This window comes from Gammaproteobacteria bacterium (genome assembly GCA_016705365.1).
In the GTDB taxonomy this organism is placed as follows: domain Bacteria; phylum Pseudomonadota; class Gammaproteobacteria; order Pseudomonadales; family UBA5518; genus UBA5518.
In genome coordinates, this window is the sequence record JADIYI010000002.1 from 450,983 (window position 1) to 469,847 (window position 18,865).

The window sequence follows — 18,865 nt, forward strand, 5'->3', positions numbered from 1 at the left end:
ATGTATCCCCGTGCACCGCCCGGAATGGGAGTAGCAGCCCCGGAATACGGTCCGGAAAGGGGGGGATTGGCCCGGTCAGCGGTTCACGCCACCCGCCGTGCCAAGCATGCAGGAAGTATTGGCTACAAAAAGCCCTGAATCAAGGTTTCGGCGATCTGTATGCTATTCAGCGCTGCGCCCTTGCGCACATTATCCGACACCACCCACAGATTCAGGCCTCGCGGGTGCGAGATATCCTCGCGAATCCGCCCCACGAAAACCGCGTCCTTGCCACTCGCGTCCCCCACCGGGGTGGGGTAGCCGCCGGGCTTGTGTTCATCCAGCACCACGACTCCGGGCGCTGCCGCCAGCAGGCTGCGCGCCTGGTCCGCGCTGATCTTGTCACGGGTCTCGATATGCACGGCCTCGGAGTGCCCGTAGAACACTGGCACCCGCACACAGGTCGGGTTCACCTGTATATCCGGATCGCCCATGATCTTGCGGGTCTCCCAGACCATCTTCATCTCTTCCTTGGTATAACCGTTGTCCATGAACACATCGATCTGCGGCAAGACATTGAAGGCGATCTGTTTCGGATAGACCTTGCTCTCGACCGGGCGCCCGTTCAACAGGTTCGCGGTCTGGCTGGCCAGTTCCTCGAGTGCCTCCTTGCCGGTACCGGAAACGGCCTGGTAGGTGGCAACATTGATGCGCTCGATGCCGACCGCGTCATAGATGGGCTTGAGTGCGACCAGCATCTGGATGGTGCTGCAGTTGGGGTTGGCGATGATGTTGCGGTTACGGTAGTCGGCCAGCGCCTGGGCGTTGACCTCCGGCACCACCAGCGGGATATCGTCGTCATAGCGGAATTGCGAGGTGTTGTCGATCACCACGCACCCGGCATCGGCGGCGCGCGGGGCGTAGATCGCCGAGACGCTGGCTCCCGGTGAAAACAGCCCGATCTGCACCTTTTCGAAATCAAAATCCGCCAGGTTCTCGACATCGAGTTCCTGACGGCCGAACTGCACGGTCCTGCCGATCGAGCGCTCGCTCGCCAGCGCATATACCTTGCCGACCGGAAAGCGCCGCTCGGCCAGGATCTGCAACATGCACTCGCCCACCGCCCCGGTCGCACCCACTACCGCCACATCAAACGTTCTGCTCATCAAACTACTCCGTCGCTGTTTCGAAGATCCCTGCGCTGCTCAACCGGCGAGCAACGCCGCACACAACGCATCGCCCATTTCCACGGTGCCCACCTGGCGGCATCCCTGGCTCATGATGTCACCGGTGCGCAGTCCGGCATCCAGCACCGTGCCCACCGCGACCTCGATCGCTGCCGCCGCCTCCAGTTCGCCGAAGGAATAGCGCAGCATCATCGCCACCGACAACACGGTTGCGAGCGGGTTGGCCATGCCCTGCCCGGCAATATCCGGTGCCGAGCCGTGTACCGGTTCGTACATGCCCTTGCCGTCGGCGTCGAGCGAGGCCGAGGGCAGCATGCCTATCGAACCGGTCAGCATCGCGGCCGCGTCCGAAAGGATGTCACCAAACAGGTTACCCGTCACCATCACGTCGAACTGGCGGGGCGCGCGCACCAACTGCATCGCCGCGTTGTCGACGTACATATGGCTGAGCTCGACATCCGGATACTCGGGCGCGAGTTCGTTCATCACCTCGCGCCACAACACCGTGACCTCCAGCACATTGGCCTTGTCGACCGAGCAAAGCCGCCGGTTGCGCTTGCGCGCCGCCTCGAACGCGAGCCGCCCGATGCGGCGTATCTCCGATTCGCTGTAGATATCGGTGTTGAAGCCCTGGCGTTCCCCGTTCTCCAGGGTACGGATGCCGCGCGGCTCGCCGAAATAGATCCCGCCGGTCAGCTCGCGCACGATCAGGATATCGAGCCCGGCAACCACTTCCGCGCGCAACGAGGAGGCTGCGGCCAGCTGCGGATAAAGAATTGCCGGGCGCAGGTTCCCGAACAACCCCAGTTGCGAGCGGATTTCCAGCAGGCCTTTTTCGGGGCGGAGCGAGCGCTCCACGGCGTCCCATTGCGGACCGCCCACCGCTCCGAGCAGGATGGCCTCGGCCGCGCGCGCTTTCCGCAGGGTCCGCTCGGGCAGGGGCCGGCCGTCGGCATCGATCGCCGCACCACCGAGCAGGTCGCAATCGAGTTCCAGATCGAGCGCGAATCGCTGCCCTGCCGCGCGCAACACCTTGAGGCCCTCGGCAATGACCTCCGGGCCGATGCCGTCACCCTGTAAAACCAATATTTTCATCTAGTTACATACCTTATCTAAACTATTACACTAATTCAGTCGGCGCGTCCGAGCCAAGGGGCCAACTGCTTCTGCCGGGCCTCGAAGGCGCGGATTGCCTGCGATTCCTGCAAGGTCAGACCGATATCGTCGAGCCCGTTGAGCAGGCAGTGCTTGCGAAACGCATCGACCTCGAAGGCCAGCCGCTTGCCATCCGGCAGCACTACCTGCTGCGCCGGCAGATCGACCTCCACCGAATAACCTTCGCGGGCGGCCACCGCCGCAAACAGCGCATCGACGAGCGCGTTGTCGAGCACGATCGGCAGCAACCCGTTCTTGAAGCAATTGTTGTAGAAAATATCGGCAAAGCCAGGCGCGATCAGCACCCGGAAGCCGTAATCGGCCAGCGCCCACGGCGCGTGCTCGCGGCTCGAGCCACAGCCGAAGTTCTGCCGCGCCAGCAGAATGCTGGCCTTGGCATAGCGCGGCCGGTTGAGCACGAAATCCGGGTTGAGCGGGCGCCCGGCACAGGGTTCGTCCGGCTGGCCTTCATCGAGATAGCGCAGCGAATCGAACAGGTTCGGGCCGAACCCGCTGCGGCGTATCGACTTGAGAAATTGTTTGGGAATGATCAGGTCGGTATCGACATTGGTCCGGTCGAGCGGCGCGACAATTCCGGCGCGTACGGTGAACGCTTGCATGGTCGGATCTCCTCAGTTGCGATGATCGAGCAGGTCACGCACGTCCACGAAGTGCCCGCTTACCGCGGCCGCCGCGGCCATGGCCGGGCTGACCAGGTGCGTGCGCCCGCCGAAACCCTGGCGACCCTCGAAATTGCGGTTCGAGGTCGAGGCGCAATGCTCGCCCGGCAACAATTTGTCGGCGTTCATCGCCAGGCACATCGAGCAGCCTGGTTCACGCCACTCGAAGCCGGCATCACGGAACACCCGGTCGAGCCCCTCGGACTCGGCCTGGCGTTTTACTTGCCCCGAACCCGGTACCACCAGCACCTGTTTCACGCCGGGCGCCTTGCTGCGCCCCTTGGCGACCGCCGCCGCAGCGCGCAGGTCCTCGATGCGCGAATTGGTGCAGGAACCGATGAACACCCGATCCAGGGCGATGTCGCGCAGCCGCATTCCCGGTTTCAGCCCCATGTACTCGAGCGCCCGCTCCACACCGACCCGCCTTTCGGGGTCCGCAATCGTGGCCGGATCCGGCACCGTCGCGGATACGCCGGCGACCATCTCCGGGGAGTTACCCCACGAGACCTGTGGCTCGATCGCACTGGCATCGATCACGACCTGCTGGTCGAAATGCGCCGCGGCGTCGCTGTGCAGTTCGCGCCAGGCTCGGCTCGCCTGCTCCCACATATCTCCGCGCGGCGCCAACTCACGTCCTTTCACATACTCGATGGTCTTCTCGTCCACCGCGACCAGTCCGGCACGCGCGCCGGCCTCGATCGCCATGTTGCAGATCGTCATCCGGCCTTCCATCGACAGACCGCGAACCGCCTCCCCGGCGAATTCGATGGCATAACCGGTGCCGCCCGCGGTGCCGATCCGGCCAATCACCGCCAGCACCAGGTCCTTGGCACTGACGCCAGGGCCCGGTTTACCGTCCAGGCGCACCACCATATTGCCCATCTTGCGGGTCACCAGGCACTGGGTGGCGAGCACGTGCTCGACCTCGCTGGTGCCGATTCCGTGCGCGAGACAGCCGAACGCGCCGTGCGTGGAAGTATGCGAATCACCGCAGACCACGGTCATGCCCGGCAATACGGCGCCGGTTTCGGGACCGATCACGTGCACGATGCCCTGGCGAACATCGTCGAGCTTGATCTCGTCGATGCCGAAGCGCGCGCAGTTCTCGTCCAGCGTCTGCAACTGGATCCGCGAAACGCGGTCCGTCATCGCCGCATAGCCGCCCTTGCGCTCCTCGGGATCGGTCGACACGTTGTGATCGGGAACCGCGAGGTTGGCGTCGATGCGCCACGGCTTGCGACCCGCCAGCGCCAGCCCCTCGAAGGCCTGTGGCGAGGTCACCTCATGGATCAGGTGGCGGTCGATATAGATGAGTGCGGTGCCATCCTCGCGTTGCATCACGAGATGGGCGTCCCAGAGCTTGTCGTAGAGGGTACGTGCTTGCATATGCCAGATACCGATGCTTGCCAGTGCGTGCGAGCAGATTGTACGGGTTCGACATACAATAAAACAAATTCATGTTTTTCATTCACATCATTCTTATTTGGAATACATATTCATGGATACTCAGTTGCTTGCCGCCTTTATCGCGGTGGCCGGGGCCGCTTCCTTTTCGCAAGCCGCCGAGCAGTTGCACCTGACTCAGCCGGCGATCAGCAAGCGCATCGCCCAACTCGAGCAGTTGCTCGGTGCGCGGCTGTTCGACCGCATCGGGCGCCGGGTGTCGCTGACCGAGAGCGGCGCGCGCCTGCTGCCGCGCGCGGAGCGGAGCCTGCGCGAGATCGAGGAGACCACCCGCGCGATCCGCGACCTGAGTGGCCAGGTGAGCGGACGCCTCTCGCTGGCCACCAGCCACCATATCGGGCTGCACCGACTGCCGCCGGTGCTGCGGGCTTTTTCGCAGCGCCACCCCGAGGTGAATCTCGAGATCGAATTCATGGACTCCGAGAAGGCACACGCCGCGGTCGCCCAAGGAGTAATCGAATTCGCAGTGATCACACTGGCACCCGAAGGTTCGGCTCCGCGCCTCGAAGCGCGTGAAATCTGGCCCGATCCGCTGTCGGTGATGGTGGCGAGCGACCATCCGCTCGCCGCGCGTAACCACGTCTCCATAGAAATATTGTCCGGATACCCCGCGGTGCTGCCCGGCGTGAGCACCTACACGGGGCAGATCCTGCAGCAACAGTTCCAGGCCTGTGGCGCGCGACTGCAGATCAGCATGTCGACCAACTACCTGGAGACACTGCGCATGCTGGTGGCGATCGGGCTTGGCTGGTCGGTGCTCCCCGACAGCATGCTTACCGGGGAACTGGTGGCACTGGAACTCGAGGAGACGCGCATGCAGCGCAGTCTCGGTTATGTCTACCATCGCGATCGCACCCTGTCGAATGCCGCGCAGGCATTTCTCGCGCTGCTCGATGGTGCCGCTCAGCGCTCCAGCAGCCCACTCCAGTAATCAAGTTGCTGCGGGGTATCGACATCGGCGATCACGCCCGGATCATCGAGCTCCAGGAACAGGCATTGATCACGTTCGGCAGCAATCAGGGTCCGCGCACCGGCTTCACCTTCGAGCCGGGTCAGCGCAAAAAAATGCTGTCGCGCAAAGCCCACCGGATGTCCCCAGGCCTGGCCGAACGTCGGCACCACCAGCTGATGCTCATCCAGCAGCTCGCGTACCCGAGCCATCGTCGCCGGCGCCACGAAGGGCTTGTCGGCCAGCATCACGAGGCAGGCATCCCAGTGCAGCGACTGCGCGACCGCATCGGCGAGCGAATAGCCCATGCCGCCATCGCTGCGCGGCGAGCGCAACACCCGGGCGGCACCAAATCGCCCGCGGTAATCCTGTTCGTGATCGTCTTCGCCGATCACCACCAGCAGCTCGTCGCACACGGCCGCCAGCAGCCCGGCGCTGCGTTCCAGCATGCCGGTGCCATCGGACAGCCGCGCCTCGCGCTTGTCCGAGCCGAAGCGCCGCCCGCGTCCCGCCGCCAGCACGATACCGCCTACCCGCAAGGCTGCCCCCACATCCTGATCCTCCACCTGACTCAAGATTGACCACGGCGCAACGCGATCAGTTCCGCGAGAATCGCAATCGCGATCTCCATTGGTCGCTTGCTGCCGATATCGAGACCGACCGGCGCGTGCAGGCGCGCAATTTGTTGTTCATCGAGATCGAGCTCGCGCAACCGTTCGCGGCGTCTGGCCGATGTCCTCTGCGAGCCCAGCGCCCCGATGTAGAACGCATCGAGTCCGAGCGCTTCCATCAACGCCATATCGTCGATGCGCGGATCATGCGTCAGCGTGATGATCGCGGTGAACCGGTCAACGCCCGCCGCGCGCAGGAAATCATCGGGCATCGCGCACACCCGCTCGACATCCGGTCCCGGCCATGCATCGATCAGCGTGCGCCGCGGGTCGCAGACACTGACCCGGTAATCGAGCATCATCGCCAACAACGCAACGCTTTGCGAAAGCTGCCCGGCGCCGACCAGCAGCAGGCGGTAACGCGGCCCAAGCGTGTGACGCAATATGCCATTGTCGAGAGCGAGTACGCTCATGCGCGCCACTTCGCGCCACTGGCAGGCACCGCTCTCGATTCGGACTTCACGCTGCGCGCAGCGCCGCTGCGCGAGTGCCTCGAGCAAATGTTCCACATGCTCCAGGTGAGCCCCCCGGGTGCAGGGTTCGACCAGCACCACCAGCCGGCCACCGCAGGGGAGCCCGAGGCGCTCATTCTGCTCGGCACTGAGGCCGTAGGTGAGCAACTCCGGCTGCGCACCCGCCATTTCGCCACGGCCAAGCCGCGCCACCAGGTCCTCCTCCACACAGCCCCCGGACAGGGAGCCCGCGATCAGCCCGTCACCACGACAAGCCATCAGCGCACCAAGCGGGCGCGGCGAGGATCCGCTGACCTCCACGATGGTGCACAACCAGGCGGGATCACCCTGCTCCAGCCAATCGCGCAACGCCGCGAGCACCTGTTGTTCATCACTGCCACCCAACATTGATTCGCTCATCAAAAAATTCCCAGATCGAGTCCCGCCGCCAGCGCCTGCCCGAGATCGATCGCACGTTGCAGCGCCGCCGCATCCGGCTCTCCGCGCACGATCACCGGCTCCGCCACCTCGCGCATCGGATACCCCGAGAGGATGCGCCGCAATTGGCGCAGCGCACCGGTGCCATCATTGCCGGCGCTGATGATCAACGCACAGGCCCGGTTGAGCTGCTCCTCCAGTACCGCGTAGTAGCTGCGATCGAGGAAGTCCTTCATGCCACCCGCCAGGAAACCGAAATTTTCCGGACTTGCGAGCAACAAAGCATCGCACCAGCGCAGATCCCGTGCACCCGCCTCCATGGCCCGCAGCAAACGCAGCTCCACGCCCGCTTCGCGGCCGGCGCCCTCGGCCGCGGCATAAGCCAACCGCTCGGTACTGCCGCTCTGGGTGTGATAGACGATCAGCAGACGCTTCATCGCATCACCCGGCGCCGCAGCCACGCCAGGAGCAGCCAGCAAAGAACACCCATCGCATCGGCGGCCCAGTCGAGCAGCGAGAACTCACGCCACGGAATGCACCACTGGATGCACTCGATAAGCAGTCCGTAGCCGATCAGTGCGATCATCAGGCGCGATGCCAGCGCGCTCCCCGCGTGGCCGATACCCGCGAGGGCGGCAAGCACGAAAAAAGCCAGCGCGTGCTCGATCTTGTCGCCGTATTGACCGGGCAGGGGCTGCGCTGTCCTGATTACCGACAACACCAATACCACCAGCACCGCAGGGGGTAATGCCCTGCGGCACAGCGTGCGCAGCCGGCTTTCTCCGAAGCGCGCCGCGTCCACTGCGCCAAAGCTCAACGGTGACGCATCCGTACCTGCTCGGGGGTCAGGAACTTGCCGCCCGCCGCGCGCCACTCCTTCACCGTACGATGCGCATCGCGCGCCGGATTGTAGATATCTTCCTCGCTGCTGAACTTGCCCTGCCCTGCGTAGATCAACCGCGTCCAGTTGGGAAAGGAATAGGCTTTTCCGCTGGCATCGAATGGCGCAGGAAACGCATTCTGGCACTGGAACACGATGGCGCCGCTCGCCTCGTCGAACATCACCCAGTCCTGCGGGAAAGTCATGCGCGGAAACGGCGCCATCACCGCACAGATCCAGTCGCGGATCGCCGCCTTGCCCTGCATCTCGCCATAGGCGTGTTCGATGTAGTGCGCGTCATCGGTGAACAGATCGGCCCAGATGCGCCAGTCACCGGTTTCCGAGGCACGATCACGCGCCGCGTTGTAGATCGAAAGCGCCTGTTCGAGTTCTGCGCGTGCAAATCGACTCATGCTCCATTCCTCCAGGTGTATCGCGCTGCCAGGCACGGCAACGCGCAGTGAATCAGATACCGGCAAGCAATGCCGCAGTGCCGCGCTCCAGGCACCAATAGGCTGAAGGTACCCCGATCGCGTAGACCGGCACCCATTGCAGCCACGGGCGCGGCGCCAGCGGCAGGCGCCGCCATGCCATCCCGAACAACAGCACTGCTGCCACGAACAGCAACTGCCCCAGTTCGATGCCGATGTTGAAGGTCAGCAGCGCGAGCGGGATCTCGCCGGCCGGCAACCCGACCTCGAGCAGCGCACCCGCAAAGCCCATGCCGTGCAACAAGCCGAACAGTCCCGCAGCAAGCCACGGCCGATGCCGCAGCCAGTGCCGATCGGTGCGCTCGCGCGTGAGTTCCACCGCGACCACGAAGATGCTCAATGCAATCGCAAATTCCACCAGGTCGACCGGGTAGCGCAGCATGCCGAGCGCGGCGAGGGCGAGCGTCACACTGTGCCCGGCCGTGAACGCGGTGATGGTCCATACCAGGCGTCGACGCCCCACCACCAGCAGCATCAAACCGAGCACGAACAGCAGATGATCAACACCACCGAGGATATGCCCTACCCCCATGCGCGCGTAATCCATCGCGACCGTGAGCGGACGCGATGCCTGGGGCACCCGGTACGAGGCATGCTCTCCGTTCAGCATGCCCTGCACCACCGCACCGTCATGCCACTCGATACGCAGCAGCGCCGCCGACTGGTTCTCGGCCAGGCCGTCGACGCGGATTTCCGCTCCGGCCAACGGTTGTGCACAACGCATTTTCCAGTCGATACGCACACCGGTACCTTCATACGCCCATTCGCGCTCGCCGAGATCGATGCAACCGTCTGGCAAGCGGGGCTCGATCGGTACCGGCGTGGAGGCGAAGCGCGGCGTCTTCCAGGTCACCGCGAAAGCACCATCGGTCTGTTCCTGCAGTCCGAGCAGTGACGGCGCCAGCTTGTGCGCGAACACGGACTGCGCCAGCGCCAGCAGCAACGCGACAAGCACCATTTGCCACCGCGTTTTCATGTGCTTGCTCCATATTTGCGGCGCAGGATTACCATGGCCTCGGCCAGGCGGTGTTCGCTGCGCTCGCGCAGCACGTCCGCAACCAGGCGCTTGCGCACCTCGGGCTCCTCGCTGGAGGGCTCCCGCGCGGCAATGCTTTCCTCCACCCACACCAGGTGCGCACCGAAGCTCGAGGACAGCGGGCCGCACCAGGCGTGCACCGCGCAGTTGCCGAGGGCGGTGGCAAACGCATCGCCAAACTGCCCCGCCAATTGCGCGATGCTCAGCAACGGCAACTGGTGCCCGCCGAGGAACGGATCGCCAAGCCCGACAGCCTGCGCCGGGGCGAGTGATTGTCCGGCAAGGCTCTCCAGCGCAACGGCGGCGTCCGCCGGCGCCCGCGCACCGCGCCGATCGCTGCTGAAATAGACCTGGGTGATACGCCAACGCGCGGGAATCAGCAACTCCTCGCGCCGCCGCTCGTACATCGCCGCGATCTCGGCATCGGTAGCCGGGCTGCGATCGGCGCCATCCTCGATCGACATTTCCATGATCTGCACCAGGCGCCGCCTGACGACCACGTCATTGCGATGCATCCCGAGCTTGAGCGCCTCGCGAAACAATGTCTCGTCATCGGCGTCCGCGCCAGCACCCAGGAAGCGCATGTTCAGCAATACCCGCTGCCGCACCACCGGGTCGAGCTCGTGCAGCGAACGCTGCAGCGCTTCGCGAAACAATATCTCGTCGTCGAGTTCACGACGCACAAGACTGCCAAGCTCCGCCTCGTCCGGCTCCTGGCCCATGCTGGCGCTCCAGCTGCTGCGCAGCAGATCGATCCTGGCCTGGTCGAGGCGCAGTGGCTCGAGCGGGGCCTGGCGCGCCGCGCCGGGATCCAGCAACACGAACAGCAACAAACCACCGAGCAGGAAATGCAGCGGTTTGTAGCGCAGCATGCAGCCAAGGCGCGTGGCCGGCTCAGCCATCGCTGGCCCCTTCGCCCGGCAATGGCGGCAATACCCAGATCGGCGAACTCCAGGCCCGCTCCTGGTACGGCGCCTTTTGCCCAGTACCGCAGCAGCCCTCGAAACCTTTGCCGATGCTGGCCGGATCATCGCAGCGAACGCCGCTCGCGGCACACATGCGCTCGCTCCAGCGGCAACTCGGATTTTCCAGCACCCGCGCGTAGTACCAGCGCGAACTGCCGGCGACAGGGTCGTCATCGCGCCATACCGCACATAGGGAATCGGCACCGCCCGCGCTGCTCTCGCAGTTGCCGGCATCCGCGCCCACCGTGGCCCCCGGCGCCCGCGCCACCGCCACGACCCGCTCCGCGGAACTGCCGTCTGCTTCGATCCAGCCCTTGACGATCTGGATCTGCTGCAGCGGACGGCCTTCGACCGCATCGCGCAACGCCGCGACCACGAACACCGGTGCCGTTGCCTGCCCCGCCAGCGCGTGCAGTTCACCGCCCATTGGCACACCGCCGGCATAGGCCGTGCGCACCATATCGGGATCGGAGCAGAGATTGTCCGGATAGTCCCAAGCACCGAAGAAGCGCAGTTGCGCACGGGTGCCACTGGTGGCGTAGGTTTCGCGCCGCTGCATCGCCGCGAACAGCGATTCGCGCGTGTTTTCCTCGGCATAGATCACCGCGAGGCCACCGGGCCCGAACTCCGGCGCATCAGGCAACCCGCGCGGCACGCCATCGCGCGCCGGCACGCCGGCTCCGCCGTGCCCCATGAATGTGTCTTCGGACACTCCACCAGCGGCACCGATATGACTGTCGGTTCCGCCGATCACACCGAGCCGGTAAGGATTGATGCCAAGCTGTTGCTCGAGACGCAGGCCATCACGCAGGATATCGCGCAGGAAACCGGTTTTGCGGGTCGGTGCATGACGGCGCCATTTCATGTTCTGGCCGCCGAAGGAATCGTACGGCAGGATCTCGAAATCGCAATACTCATCGGCCGCGACACGTCCCTCGCCGCCCGGCAGGCACTCCGACGCACCCTTGTGCTGCATGATTTCCAGCAGCGGTTCGGAACGCAGGCGCAGCCTTGCATCCTCCACGGTATATGGCGCACCATCGGTACGCAGGCCATTGAACATGTAGCCGGCACTCAGGTTGGCGTTGTGCGGAATTGCCAGCACCTCGCATCCCGGCAAGCTTTCGCGACACTCGCTGTCGAGCATTTCCCAAAGACGCTCCGCACTGCCGGTGTCGACAAAGCTGAGCGGCAATCGCGGCACCACCTCGCTGCGAAAGATCACGTTACGGTGCATATTGCCCACCTCCGGCCCCTGGGCGCCGGTCCATTCATAGCCCACGAAACTGGTGAAACTGCAGTCTGCACTGCGATCATAAGCTGCTGCTGCCGCTTGCTGGATTTCCTGCCACGGACCAGACGCCGCCTCGCGGCAGACACTGCCATCCGCGCCGCAGTTGCCGAGCCGCCGCGCCTGGCTTGCGGTGTAATTGAACAGGTAATACGCAACTCGCGGCGCATGCCGGTAAACCAGGCATTGCCAGCTGTCGTAGGTGGCCGATCCGGGTGTCTGGCACAGGCTGACCTCACCCAGCAACTCCGCGTGGTCGGTTACCGCGGCAAAGTCGAGCGGCCGCGCCAGACGCAACTCGCGCAGCGCCTTGCCCTGCTCGTCATAGGGCTGGACAGCAAGCGTCTCGCCACGCGCAAACCGGTAGGCATCGGCCGGGCGCGCCCGCGTGTCCTGGGTTGCGGCATCGAGTGACAAGGCGGTATGAACGTGGATATCACCGACATAGGCGTTGCGCAGCGGATTGTAATCGAGACAGCGCGGCGCGCTTTCCCCGGCCAGCACCGCCACGCAAAAGAGCACGAGTCCCGGAGTCGCCAGCAACGGGAAGCGCCGGCTGCAGCCCCGGCGCATCAACCCGCGCTCCCCTGTGCGGCGCGCTTCTTGTAGGGCATCCAGTGCATGAAGCCGAACAACAGCGTCAGCAGCATGCTGATCAGCAGCGGTCCCTCGTACAGCTTGATATAGCGCAATGCCACCGCTATCTCGACAGCGTGCGCGGCAAACAGCGCGAGCGTGCCGTATTGCAGAATCTGTTCCACGGTGGCAGGCATCTCGACAAACAACGATAGCAGCGCGGCGGCGTAGAACAGCAGGCAAATGATCTTGGCGGGCATGGTCGGCTCCTGGCGTGCTTGGTTTTCAGGGGCGCTATGGTGCTTAATTGACGGCAGGATTGGAAGTGACGCGCGCGTCACGTTGAGCGCCGTGCACTCACCACCCCCCGACAGACCATTCCGGAGGCAACGGCCGGGCCGCAACATTGAACAGCCAGACTCCGCAGCAGGGCACGGTCCTGGTCGAGCGACTTGCACATGATGGACGCGGCGTGGCCCGCGTTGCGGGCAAGACGCTGTTCATTGATGGTGCGCTCCCCGGCGAGGAAGTGCGCTACCGGATCAGCAAGCGCCGCGCCCGTTATGACGAGGCTCTGACACTGGAGATCCTCCACCCCTCGCCGCAACGGGTCGCGCCGCCCTGCCCCCACTACGGTCGCTGCGGCGGCTGCAATCTGCAGCATCTTGCGCCGGTGGCCCAACTCGAGGTCAGGCAGCAACATCTTGGCGACGCCCTCGAGCGAATCGCGGGGCTGCGCCCACGGCGCTGGCTCGACCCGGTAGCGAGCGAGCCCTGGGAGTACCGGGCGAGAGCCCGCCTGGCCATCGAATGTGGCGAGCGCGGCTCCGCGCCCACGCTCGGCTTGCGCCGCGAGGGGTCCAGGCGTGTAGAGGCGTTGCATTCCTGTCCGGTTCTGGTGGCAGCGGCAAGCGCGTTGCTCGCGCCGCTGGCACAGCTGCTCGGCGAACTCGAACAGCCCGGCTGGCTGCAGGAAGCATGGCTTGCGAGCGGCGAACCCGGCCTGGCACTCGCCCTTGGCTGCACCCGCGCCACAGCGCATCCCAACGACCTGCAACGTCTGCACGCATTCTGCGCGGCCCACTCGGTGCAGTTGCAGATCGGCATCGTGAACGATGGCCGGATCCGCTGGCCAGAACGGCTCGAAGCACTCGGCTACCACACCGGCTGCGCGGACATCCGGTTGCAATTCCAGCCCTGGCAATTTACCCAGGCCAACCGCACCGTGAACCGTGCGCTGATCGCTCTGGTCGGCGACCTGCTGCAACCGCAACCGGCGGATCTCCTGCTCGACCTGTTTTGCGGAATCGGAAACTTTGCCCTGCCGCTGGCCGGACGGGTGGCGCAGGTAACCGGTATCGAAGGCGATGCCGCATCGATCGAGTGCGCGCGCCACAACGCGCAACTCAATGGCATCGCCAATGCCGAGTTTCTGCGTGCCGATCTCGCACATGACCCCGGTGCCAGCGCCTGGGCCCGCCGGCGCTACCAGCTGATCGTGCTCGACCCTCCCCGCGCCGGTGCCGCGGCACTGGTTCCGACCCTGCTGAGACTGCGTCCGCGACGCCTTTGCTATATCTCCTGCGATGCCGCGACACTGGCCCGCGACGCCCGCAACCTGTGCGCGGACAGCAAGCTCGAACTGCTTGCCGCCGGCGTACTCGACATGTTCCCCCAGACCAGCCATTTCGAGTCCATCGCGCTGTTCGGTTGATCCCCCGAGGCGATACGCGTATTCGTGTGCTAACCTCCTTGGAACACGGAAGGCCACGCCGTAATGCCAATACCGATCTCCCTACACGCACTGACCGCGCTTCCGGATCGCAGTGCCTGCATGGTCGAGGCAGGCCGGCTCGTTGCCGAGGCGCGCCAGCGCGCGACCACGCTCGCGGTCCTGTGGCTCGATCTCGACCGTTTCCAGTCGATCAACCGCGCGTTCGGACATGCCGGTGGCGACCAGGTCATCGACCAGGTGGCGCGGCGCATCGAGGCGCACCGCAACCCCGCCACCGTGTTGTGTCATGTCGGCGCCGACGAGTTCGTGCTGCTGACGCCCGGCACCACGCGCGACCAGGCGGCACGCATCGCCGCGGAATTGATGGCGGTGGTGCAACTGCCGCTCGAACTCGGTGCGGTACAGCTGCACCCGGCACTGACGATTGGCATTGCGATTCTCGAACGTGACGAGGGAGCTGCGGAACTGCTGCACCGCGCCGATCGCGCCAAGCACGACGCCAAGGAACAGGGCGGTAACTGCTGGGTATTCTCCGGCGAGGAGCGCGTGCTCGGGCGCCACGGCACTCCCCTCGAGCGCGAGGACCTGCAGATCGAGAACGATCTGCACGATGCGCTCGACACCGGCGGTCTCTCGCTTCACTACCAGCCGATCATCAACCGCGACGGCAGCGTGGAGGGTGCCGAGGCGCTGATGCGCTGCACGGTGAATGGCCGCACCACGCGGCCCGATGAATTGATTCGCGTCGCCGAGAAAACCGGGTTGATCGCCCGTCTCGGCGAATGGTCGCTGGTCACCGCCGCCGAGTTCGCCCGCGATCTCTGTGCCACGGGCATGCGCACCAAGATCGCCGTGAATGTCTCCGCGACGCAACTGCACGCGGCGGGGTTCTCCGAGAGTCTTGCCGGTGCCCTGCTGCTCACCAATCTCGATCCCGCGCTGCTGGAACTCGAGGTAACCGAGTCGCTGGTGCTGCGGCTCTCGGCGGAGGTGCAATCCAATATCGACACCTGTACCAGGCTCGGCAACCCGCTCGCGATCGACGACTTCGGCACCGGCGAAAGTTGCCTGGCCAAGCTCAAGGATCTGCCCGCAACCAAGCTGAAGCTCGATCGCGCGTTCTCCAGCGTGCTGCCCGCCGATCGACGCGCGTTTGCGGTGGTGCGCGCGATGAGCCAGCTGGGCCGCGAACTCGGCATGACCGTGGTGGCGGAAGGTGTGGAAACGCCGGAACAACTCGAGTCCCTGTGGCAAGCGGAGGTGGACGCGGTACAGGGCTATTATTTTGCGCGACCGATGCCTTCGGACGCGTTCGTGCAATGGCTGAAGGGCAGAAGCTGATGAAAGAAGCAACGAGTACCGCGAAACAGGACATCGGGAACATGCTCGAGGAGGCCGTGCGTGATATCGGCATTCCGCCACGCCCGGCGGTTCTGGAGCGCATCAATACCGAGATGCGGCGCCCGGAGCCCGATTCGGGGCGGCTCGCCGGCATCATCAGTGCCGATGTCAGCCTGTCGGCGGGCCTGATGAAAATTGCCAACTCGCCGTTTTTCGGATTGCGCGGGCGTGCGCGCACGGTCCAGCAGGCCCTGCTCGCGCTCGGATTGGACACCGCGAGTCGCGCGGCGACGGGCCTGGTGCTGCGCAGCACCTTTCCGCAGATTGCCTCGCTGGAGCGCTTCTGGGACGCCTCGGCGCGCATCGCGCAGATATCCGGCTGGATGTGCAGCCGTATCGGGCTCGAGGACTCCGTGACTCCGGGCGATGCCTACACCTTCGGGCTGTTCCGCGACTGCGGCATCGCGCTGATGATGCGCCGCTTTCGCGACTACGGCGATACGCTGCGTCTGGCCAATGACAACAACGAACGCTGCTTCACCGCAATCGAACTCGAGCACCACCCCTCCAATCATGCGGTGGTCGGTTGCCTGCTGGCACGCACCTGGTGGCTGCCTGAACAGAGTTGCCTCGCCATCCGCCACCACCACGATATCCCCGCGATCGCGGCCGGTGCGGTTGCCCTCCCGCGGGAGAGCGCGGTCCTGATTGCCATCGCCCAGTTCGCCGAGCGCGCGCTGCAACTGGAATCGGGTCTCAGCCATACCTGCGAGTGGGAAAAAATGGGGCCGTTGTGTCTCGAACTGCTCGGAATCAACACGGTACGCGAAGCCGAAATCATCGCCGAGGCAGCCAGGCTGGCCGCCGAGATACCCTGAGCCGGCACTCGCGCAACCCTCGTCGTCAATGGAAACCCCCGCTCGATGAATGTGCTTATTGGCCTGATTGTGGTGCTGGCTTCATGCGTCGTCGGATTCCTCGCCTCCGGCGGCGAACTGCTGGCGCTGTTCCAGCCCTACGAACTGCTGATCATCGGCGGCGCGGCCTTTGGTGCCATGGTCATGTCCAATCCGCTCAGCGTCACCCTGGGCGTGGTGAAATCGACCGGCACCCTGCTCAGGGCCTCGCCGTACAAAAAGGGGCTCTACCTCGAATTGCTGGCGCTGCTGTTCGAGATCTTCAACAAGATCCGCCGCGAAGGACTGCTCGGCATCGAGAAGGATATCGATGCACCCGATGAAAGCCCGATTTTCAGCAAATACGGCAGCGTGGCCAAGATCCACGGCTCGATGGACTTCATCATCGACTACCTGCGGGTCATGACGCTCGGCGGCGTGGCGAGCCACGATCTCGACGCGTTGTTCGAAGCCGAGCTCGAAACCCACCACGCCGAGTCGCACCTGGTTTCGGGCGCCATGGGCAAGGTGGCCGAGGCACTGCCCGGCTTTGGTATCGTGGCCGCGGTGATGGGGATCGTGATCACGATGGGTCATATCGGCGGTCCGCCCGAGGAGCTCGGACACCATGTCGGTGCGGCGCTGGTCGGCACCTTCCTCGGTATCCTGCTGTCCTATGGCGTGGTCGGCCCGATGGGCGTTTACCTCGAGCACCTCTCGCGCGAGGAGGCCAAGTTCTTCGAGTGCATCAAGGTCTCGATGATGGCGAGTTTCAACGGGGCGCCGCCGCAACTCTCGGTGGAATTCGGCCGCAAGATCCTGTTCCATGAAGTGCGCCCGGGCTGGACCGAGCTCGAGGAGCGCGTGAAGCAGAAACCCGCATGAGCGCACCGGGCGACGGCGCCACCCAGCCGATCATCATCAAGCGCAAGAAGGTGGTCGCGCATGGCCACCACGGCGGGGCGTGGAAGGTTGCCTTCGCGGACTTCGTGACCGCTATGATGGCTTTCTTTCTGCTGCTGTGGCTGCTCGCGAGCACCACCCCGGAGGAGCGCAATGCCATCCAGGGCTATTTCCAGGATCCCAGCGGTTCGCTGGCCGGCCAGGGCGGCGGGCTCGACGCCCCCGGCGCGAACCTGATCGGACCGGGTGGCGCGGACAGCGGTGTCATCGACATGAACAATCCGCTGACGCAACCCGAACGCAGCCAGGAACCGCCGTCCGATTCGCCCAACCTCAGCCAGGCCAGCGATGCCGAACTCGCGCGCGAGCAGGCCGAGCGCGAGCAGCGTTCACTCGACAAGCTTGAACACGAGCTCAGCGCGGAACTCGAGAAGGACGATTCCGCGTTCATGAAGCTGCGCGACCAGATCCTCATCGACCGCACCGCGCTCGGCTTGCGGATCCAGATCGTGGACAAGGAAAACCGTCCGATGTTCGATCGCGGCCAGGCGGAATTGCAGGTCTATGCGGAAGAAGTGTTGCGGGCGCTCGCGCCGCGTCTGGACGTGGTGCCGAACAAGCTGAGCATCAACGGTCATACCGATTCCGTCGCCTACGGACCGGGTGCGGACTACACCAACTGGGAACTCTCCGCCGACCGCGCCAACAGTGCACGGCGGGCGCTGCTCGATGGCGGCTACCCCGACGCCAAGGTGCTCACGGTGCAGGGCATGGGTGCCTCGATCCCGCGCCTGGTCGACGATCCGCAGGATGCCGGCAACCGGCGCATCGTGATCCTGGTACTGAAAAAGGAAATCGAGGAAGCCCTGCGCGGCAACAGCATCGAGACCACCTCGCCACAGGCAATCATCGACAGTCCCGCCACCGACCCCTTTGCCGCCGGGCCCTGAATCGCGGAATCAGGCGCGACTCCCGAGGTTGCGACGCAGGCGAATATTGAGTACCTCCACACCGAGTGAAAAAGCCATCGCCACGTAGAGATAGGGTTTCGGAATGCCGTAGTCGAAGCCCTCGGCGATCAACGCGGTTCCGATCATCACCAGGAAAGCCAGCGCCAGCACCTTGACGGTCGGATGATTCTCGATGAACTCCCCCAGCGGCCTGGCCGCGAACATCATGACCAAGACCGCGGCGATCACCGCGAGCACCATCACCGGGATATCGCGGGCCATGCCGACGGCGGTGATCACCGAGTCGAGCGAAAACACGATATCGATGATCGCGATCTGCACCAGGGTGCCAATATAGGCAGCGTGCTTGAGCACCAGTTGCGCATCGTCGGCCGCCCCTTCGACCGCGGAATGGATTTCCGAGGTGGCCTTGAACAGCAGGAACAACCCCCCGAGCACCAGCACGATATCGCGCCCCGATATCCCCTCCTCGGTCAACGGGATCACGAACAATGGCTTGGTAAGCCGCGACACCCAGGCAATCGAGAGCAGCAACGCGATGCGCGTCAGCATCGCCAGCGCCAGGCCGAGGATGCGCGCCGAGTCGCGCTGCTCGGGCGGGAGTCGTCCCACCAGGATAGACAGAAACACGATGTTGTCGATACCCAGCACGATTTCGAGTGCTGTCAGCGTGCCAAGGGCGACCCACGCTTCCGGGCTGCTCATCCACTCGAACATGTGCCGACATTTCCTCCATCACGACGCCGGAGGGCAGACTAATCGCAGTCGTGCCGACGGGCAATAGCCGGGCTCGCAGTGCCGCAAG

20 protein-coding genes are annotated in these 18,865 nt (G+C 64.7%); 6 read left to right on the forward strand and 14 right to left on the reverse strand.

Features of this window, described 5'->3' with window-relative positions; genetic code table 11:
- Positions 1 to 122 precede the first annotated feature (122 nt).
- The 4 genes from IPF49_02215 to leuC are packed head-to-tail and all read right to left on the reverse strand — an operon-like array spanning position 123 to position 4,387.
- A complete protein-coding gene (locus IPF49_02215; protein MBK6286460.1) occupies positions 123 to 1,148 on the reverse strand; it encodes an aspartate-semialdehyde dehydrogenase in 1,026 nt (341 codons plus the stop codon).
- Between the two features lie 36 nt (positions 1,149 to 1,184).
- On the reverse strand, positions 1,185 to 2,261 hold the full coding sequence (gene leuB, locus IPF49_02220; protein ID MBK6286461.1) for a 3-isopropylmalate dehydrogenase: 1,077 nt from the start codon (positions 2,259 to 2,261) through the stop codon (positions 1,185 to 1,187).
- A 35-nt stretch (positions 2,262 to 2,296) separates the two neighbouring features.
- The gene (gene leuD / locus IPF49_02225; GenBank protein ID MBK6286462.1) at positions 2,297 to 2,941 is read right to left on the reverse strand and encodes a 3-isopropylmalate dehydratase small subunit; all 645 of its coding nucleotides are present in this window, start codon (positions 2,939 to 2,941) and stop codon (positions 2,297 to 2,299) included.
- A gap of 12 nt (positions 2,942 to 2,953) precedes the next feature.
- Entirely contained in the window at positions 2,954 to 4,387 is a 1,434-nt protein-coding gene (gene leuC, locus IPF49_02230) for a 3-isopropylmalate dehydratase large subunit (GenBank protein MBK6286463.1), read from the reverse strand.
- A 112-nt stretch (positions 4,388 to 4,499) separates the two neighbouring features.
- Here leuC and IPF49_02235 point away from each other — a divergent pair, with 112 nt between their 5' ends.
- Complete coding sequence (locus IPF49_02235; protein MBK6286464.1) at positions 4,500 to 5,396, forward strand: LysR family transcriptional regulator; 897 nt, start codon at positions 4,500 to 4,502, stop codon at positions 5,394 to 5,396.
- Here the strand turns inward: IPF49_02235 and IPF49_02240 are convergent.
- Genes IPF49_02240 through IPF49_02280 form a run of 9 tightly spaced genes read right to left on the reverse strand, consistent with a single transcriptional unit; the run spans position 5,369 to position 12,474 of the window.
- Entirely contained in the window at positions 5,369 to 5,989 is a 621-nt protein-coding gene (locus tag IPF49_02240; protein ID MBK6286465.1) for a nucleotidyltransferase family protein, read from the reverse strand. The two genes, IPF49_02235 and IPF49_02240, sit on opposite strands and share 28 nt — an antisense overlap.
- Entirely contained in the window at positions 5,986 to 6,957 is a 972-nt protein-coding gene (locus IPF49_02245) for an XdhC family protein (protein MBK6286466.1), read from the reverse strand. The genes IPF49_02240 and IPF49_02245 overlap by 4 nt, the downstream gene beginning before the upstream one ends.
- Positions 6,957 to 7,412, reverse strand: coding sequence for a flavodoxin family protein (locus IPF49_02250; GenBank protein ID MBK6286467.1), 456 nt, complete (start codon positions 7,410 to 7,412; stop codon positions 6,957 to 6,959). The genes IPF49_02245 and IPF49_02250 overlap by 1 nt, the downstream gene beginning before the upstream one ends.
- Positions 7,409 to 7,792, reverse strand: coding sequence for a VanZ family protein (gene vanZ / locus IPF49_02255; GenBank protein ID MBK6286468.1), 384 nt, complete (start codon positions 7,790 to 7,792; stop codon positions 7,409 to 7,411). Before vanZ ends, IPF49_02250 begins: the two co-directional genes overlap by 4 nt.
- On the reverse strand, positions 7,789 to 8,268 hold the full coding sequence (locus tag IPF49_02260) for a nuclear transport factor 2 family protein (protein MBK6286469.1): 480 nt from the start codon (positions 8,266 to 8,268) through the stop codon (positions 7,789 to 7,791). Before IPF49_02260 ends, vanZ begins: the two co-directional genes overlap by 4 nt.
- A 52-nt stretch (positions 8,269 to 8,320) precedes the next feature.
- Positions 8,321 to 9,322: a HupE/UreJ family protein gene (locus tag IPF49_02265; protein MBK6286470.1), complete on the reverse strand. Its 1,002-nt coding sequence runs from the start codon at positions 9,320 to 9,322 to the stop codon at positions 8,321 to 8,323.
- Positions 9,319 to 10,284, reverse strand: a complete 966-nt coding sequence (locus IPF49_02270) for a peptidyl-prolyl cis-trans isomerase (protein MBK6286471.1) — start codon at positions 10,282 to 10,284, stop codon at positions 9,319 to 9,321. The genes IPF49_02265 and IPF49_02270 overlap by 4 nt, the downstream gene beginning before the upstream one ends.
- Positions 10,277 to 12,211, reverse strand: coding sequence for a DUF3604 domain-containing protein (locus IPF49_02275; protein ID MBK6286472.1), 1,935 nt, complete (start codon positions 12,209 to 12,211; stop codon positions 10,277 to 10,279). The genes IPF49_02270 and IPF49_02275 overlap by 8 nt, the downstream gene beginning before the upstream one ends.
- Positions 12,211 to 12,474 (reverse strand): hypothetical protein, encoded by a 264-nt coding sequence (locus IPF49_02280; GenBank protein ID MBK6286473.1) that lies wholly within the window; start codon positions 12,472 to 12,474, stop codon positions 12,211 to 12,213. The genes IPF49_02275 and IPF49_02280 overlap by 1 nt, the downstream gene beginning before the upstream one ends.
- Positions 12,475 to 12,620: 146 nt before the next feature.
- On the opposite strand from IPF49_02280, the gene IPF49_02285 reads away from it, so the two are divergent.
- From IPF49_02285 to motB, 5 genes are all read left to right on the forward strand, one after another.
- The gene (locus IPF49_02285) at positions 12,621 to 13,928 is read left to right on the forward strand and encodes a methyltransferase domain-containing protein (GenBank protein MBK6286474.1); all 1,308 of its coding nucleotides are present in this window, start codon (positions 12,621 to 12,623) and stop codon (positions 13,926 to 13,928) included.
- Between the two features lie 63 nt (positions 13,929 to 13,991).
- Positions 13,992 to 15,290, forward strand: coding sequence for an EAL domain-containing protein (locus IPF49_02290; protein MBK6286475.1), 1,299 nt, complete (start codon positions 13,992 to 13,994; stop codon positions 15,288 to 15,290).
- Positions 15,290 to 16,168 carry an HDOD domain-containing protein gene (locus tag IPF49_02295; protein MBK6286476.1) on the forward strand — a complete coding sequence of 293 codons (879 nt, stop codon included), beginning with the start codon at positions 15,290 to 15,292 and terminating at the stop codon, positions 16,166 to 16,168. The genes IPF49_02290 and IPF49_02295 overlap by 1 nt, the downstream gene beginning before the upstream one ends.
- A gap of 45 nt (positions 16,169 to 16,213) precedes the next feature.
- Positions 16,214 to 17,071 (forward strand): flagellar motor stator protein MotA, encoded by an 858-nt coding sequence (gene motA, locus IPF49_02300; GenBank protein MBK6286477.1) that lies wholly within the window; start codon positions 16,214 to 16,216, stop codon positions 17,069 to 17,071.
- Entirely contained in the window at positions 17,068 to 18,039 is a 972-nt protein-coding gene (motB, locus tag IPF49_02305) for a flagellar motor protein MotB (protein MBK6286478.1), read from the forward strand. Before motA ends, motB begins: the two co-directional genes overlap by 4 nt.
- 9 nt (positions 18,040 to 18,048) lie before the next feature.
- Here the strand turns inward: motB and IPF49_02310 are convergent, their stop codons facing one another.
- Positions 18,049 to 18,777: a TerC family protein gene (locus IPF49_02310; protein ID MBK6286479.1), complete on the reverse strand. Its 729-nt coding sequence runs from the start codon at positions 18,775 to 18,777 to the stop codon at positions 18,049 to 18,051.
- Positions 18,778 to 18,865 lie beyond the last annotated feature (88 nt).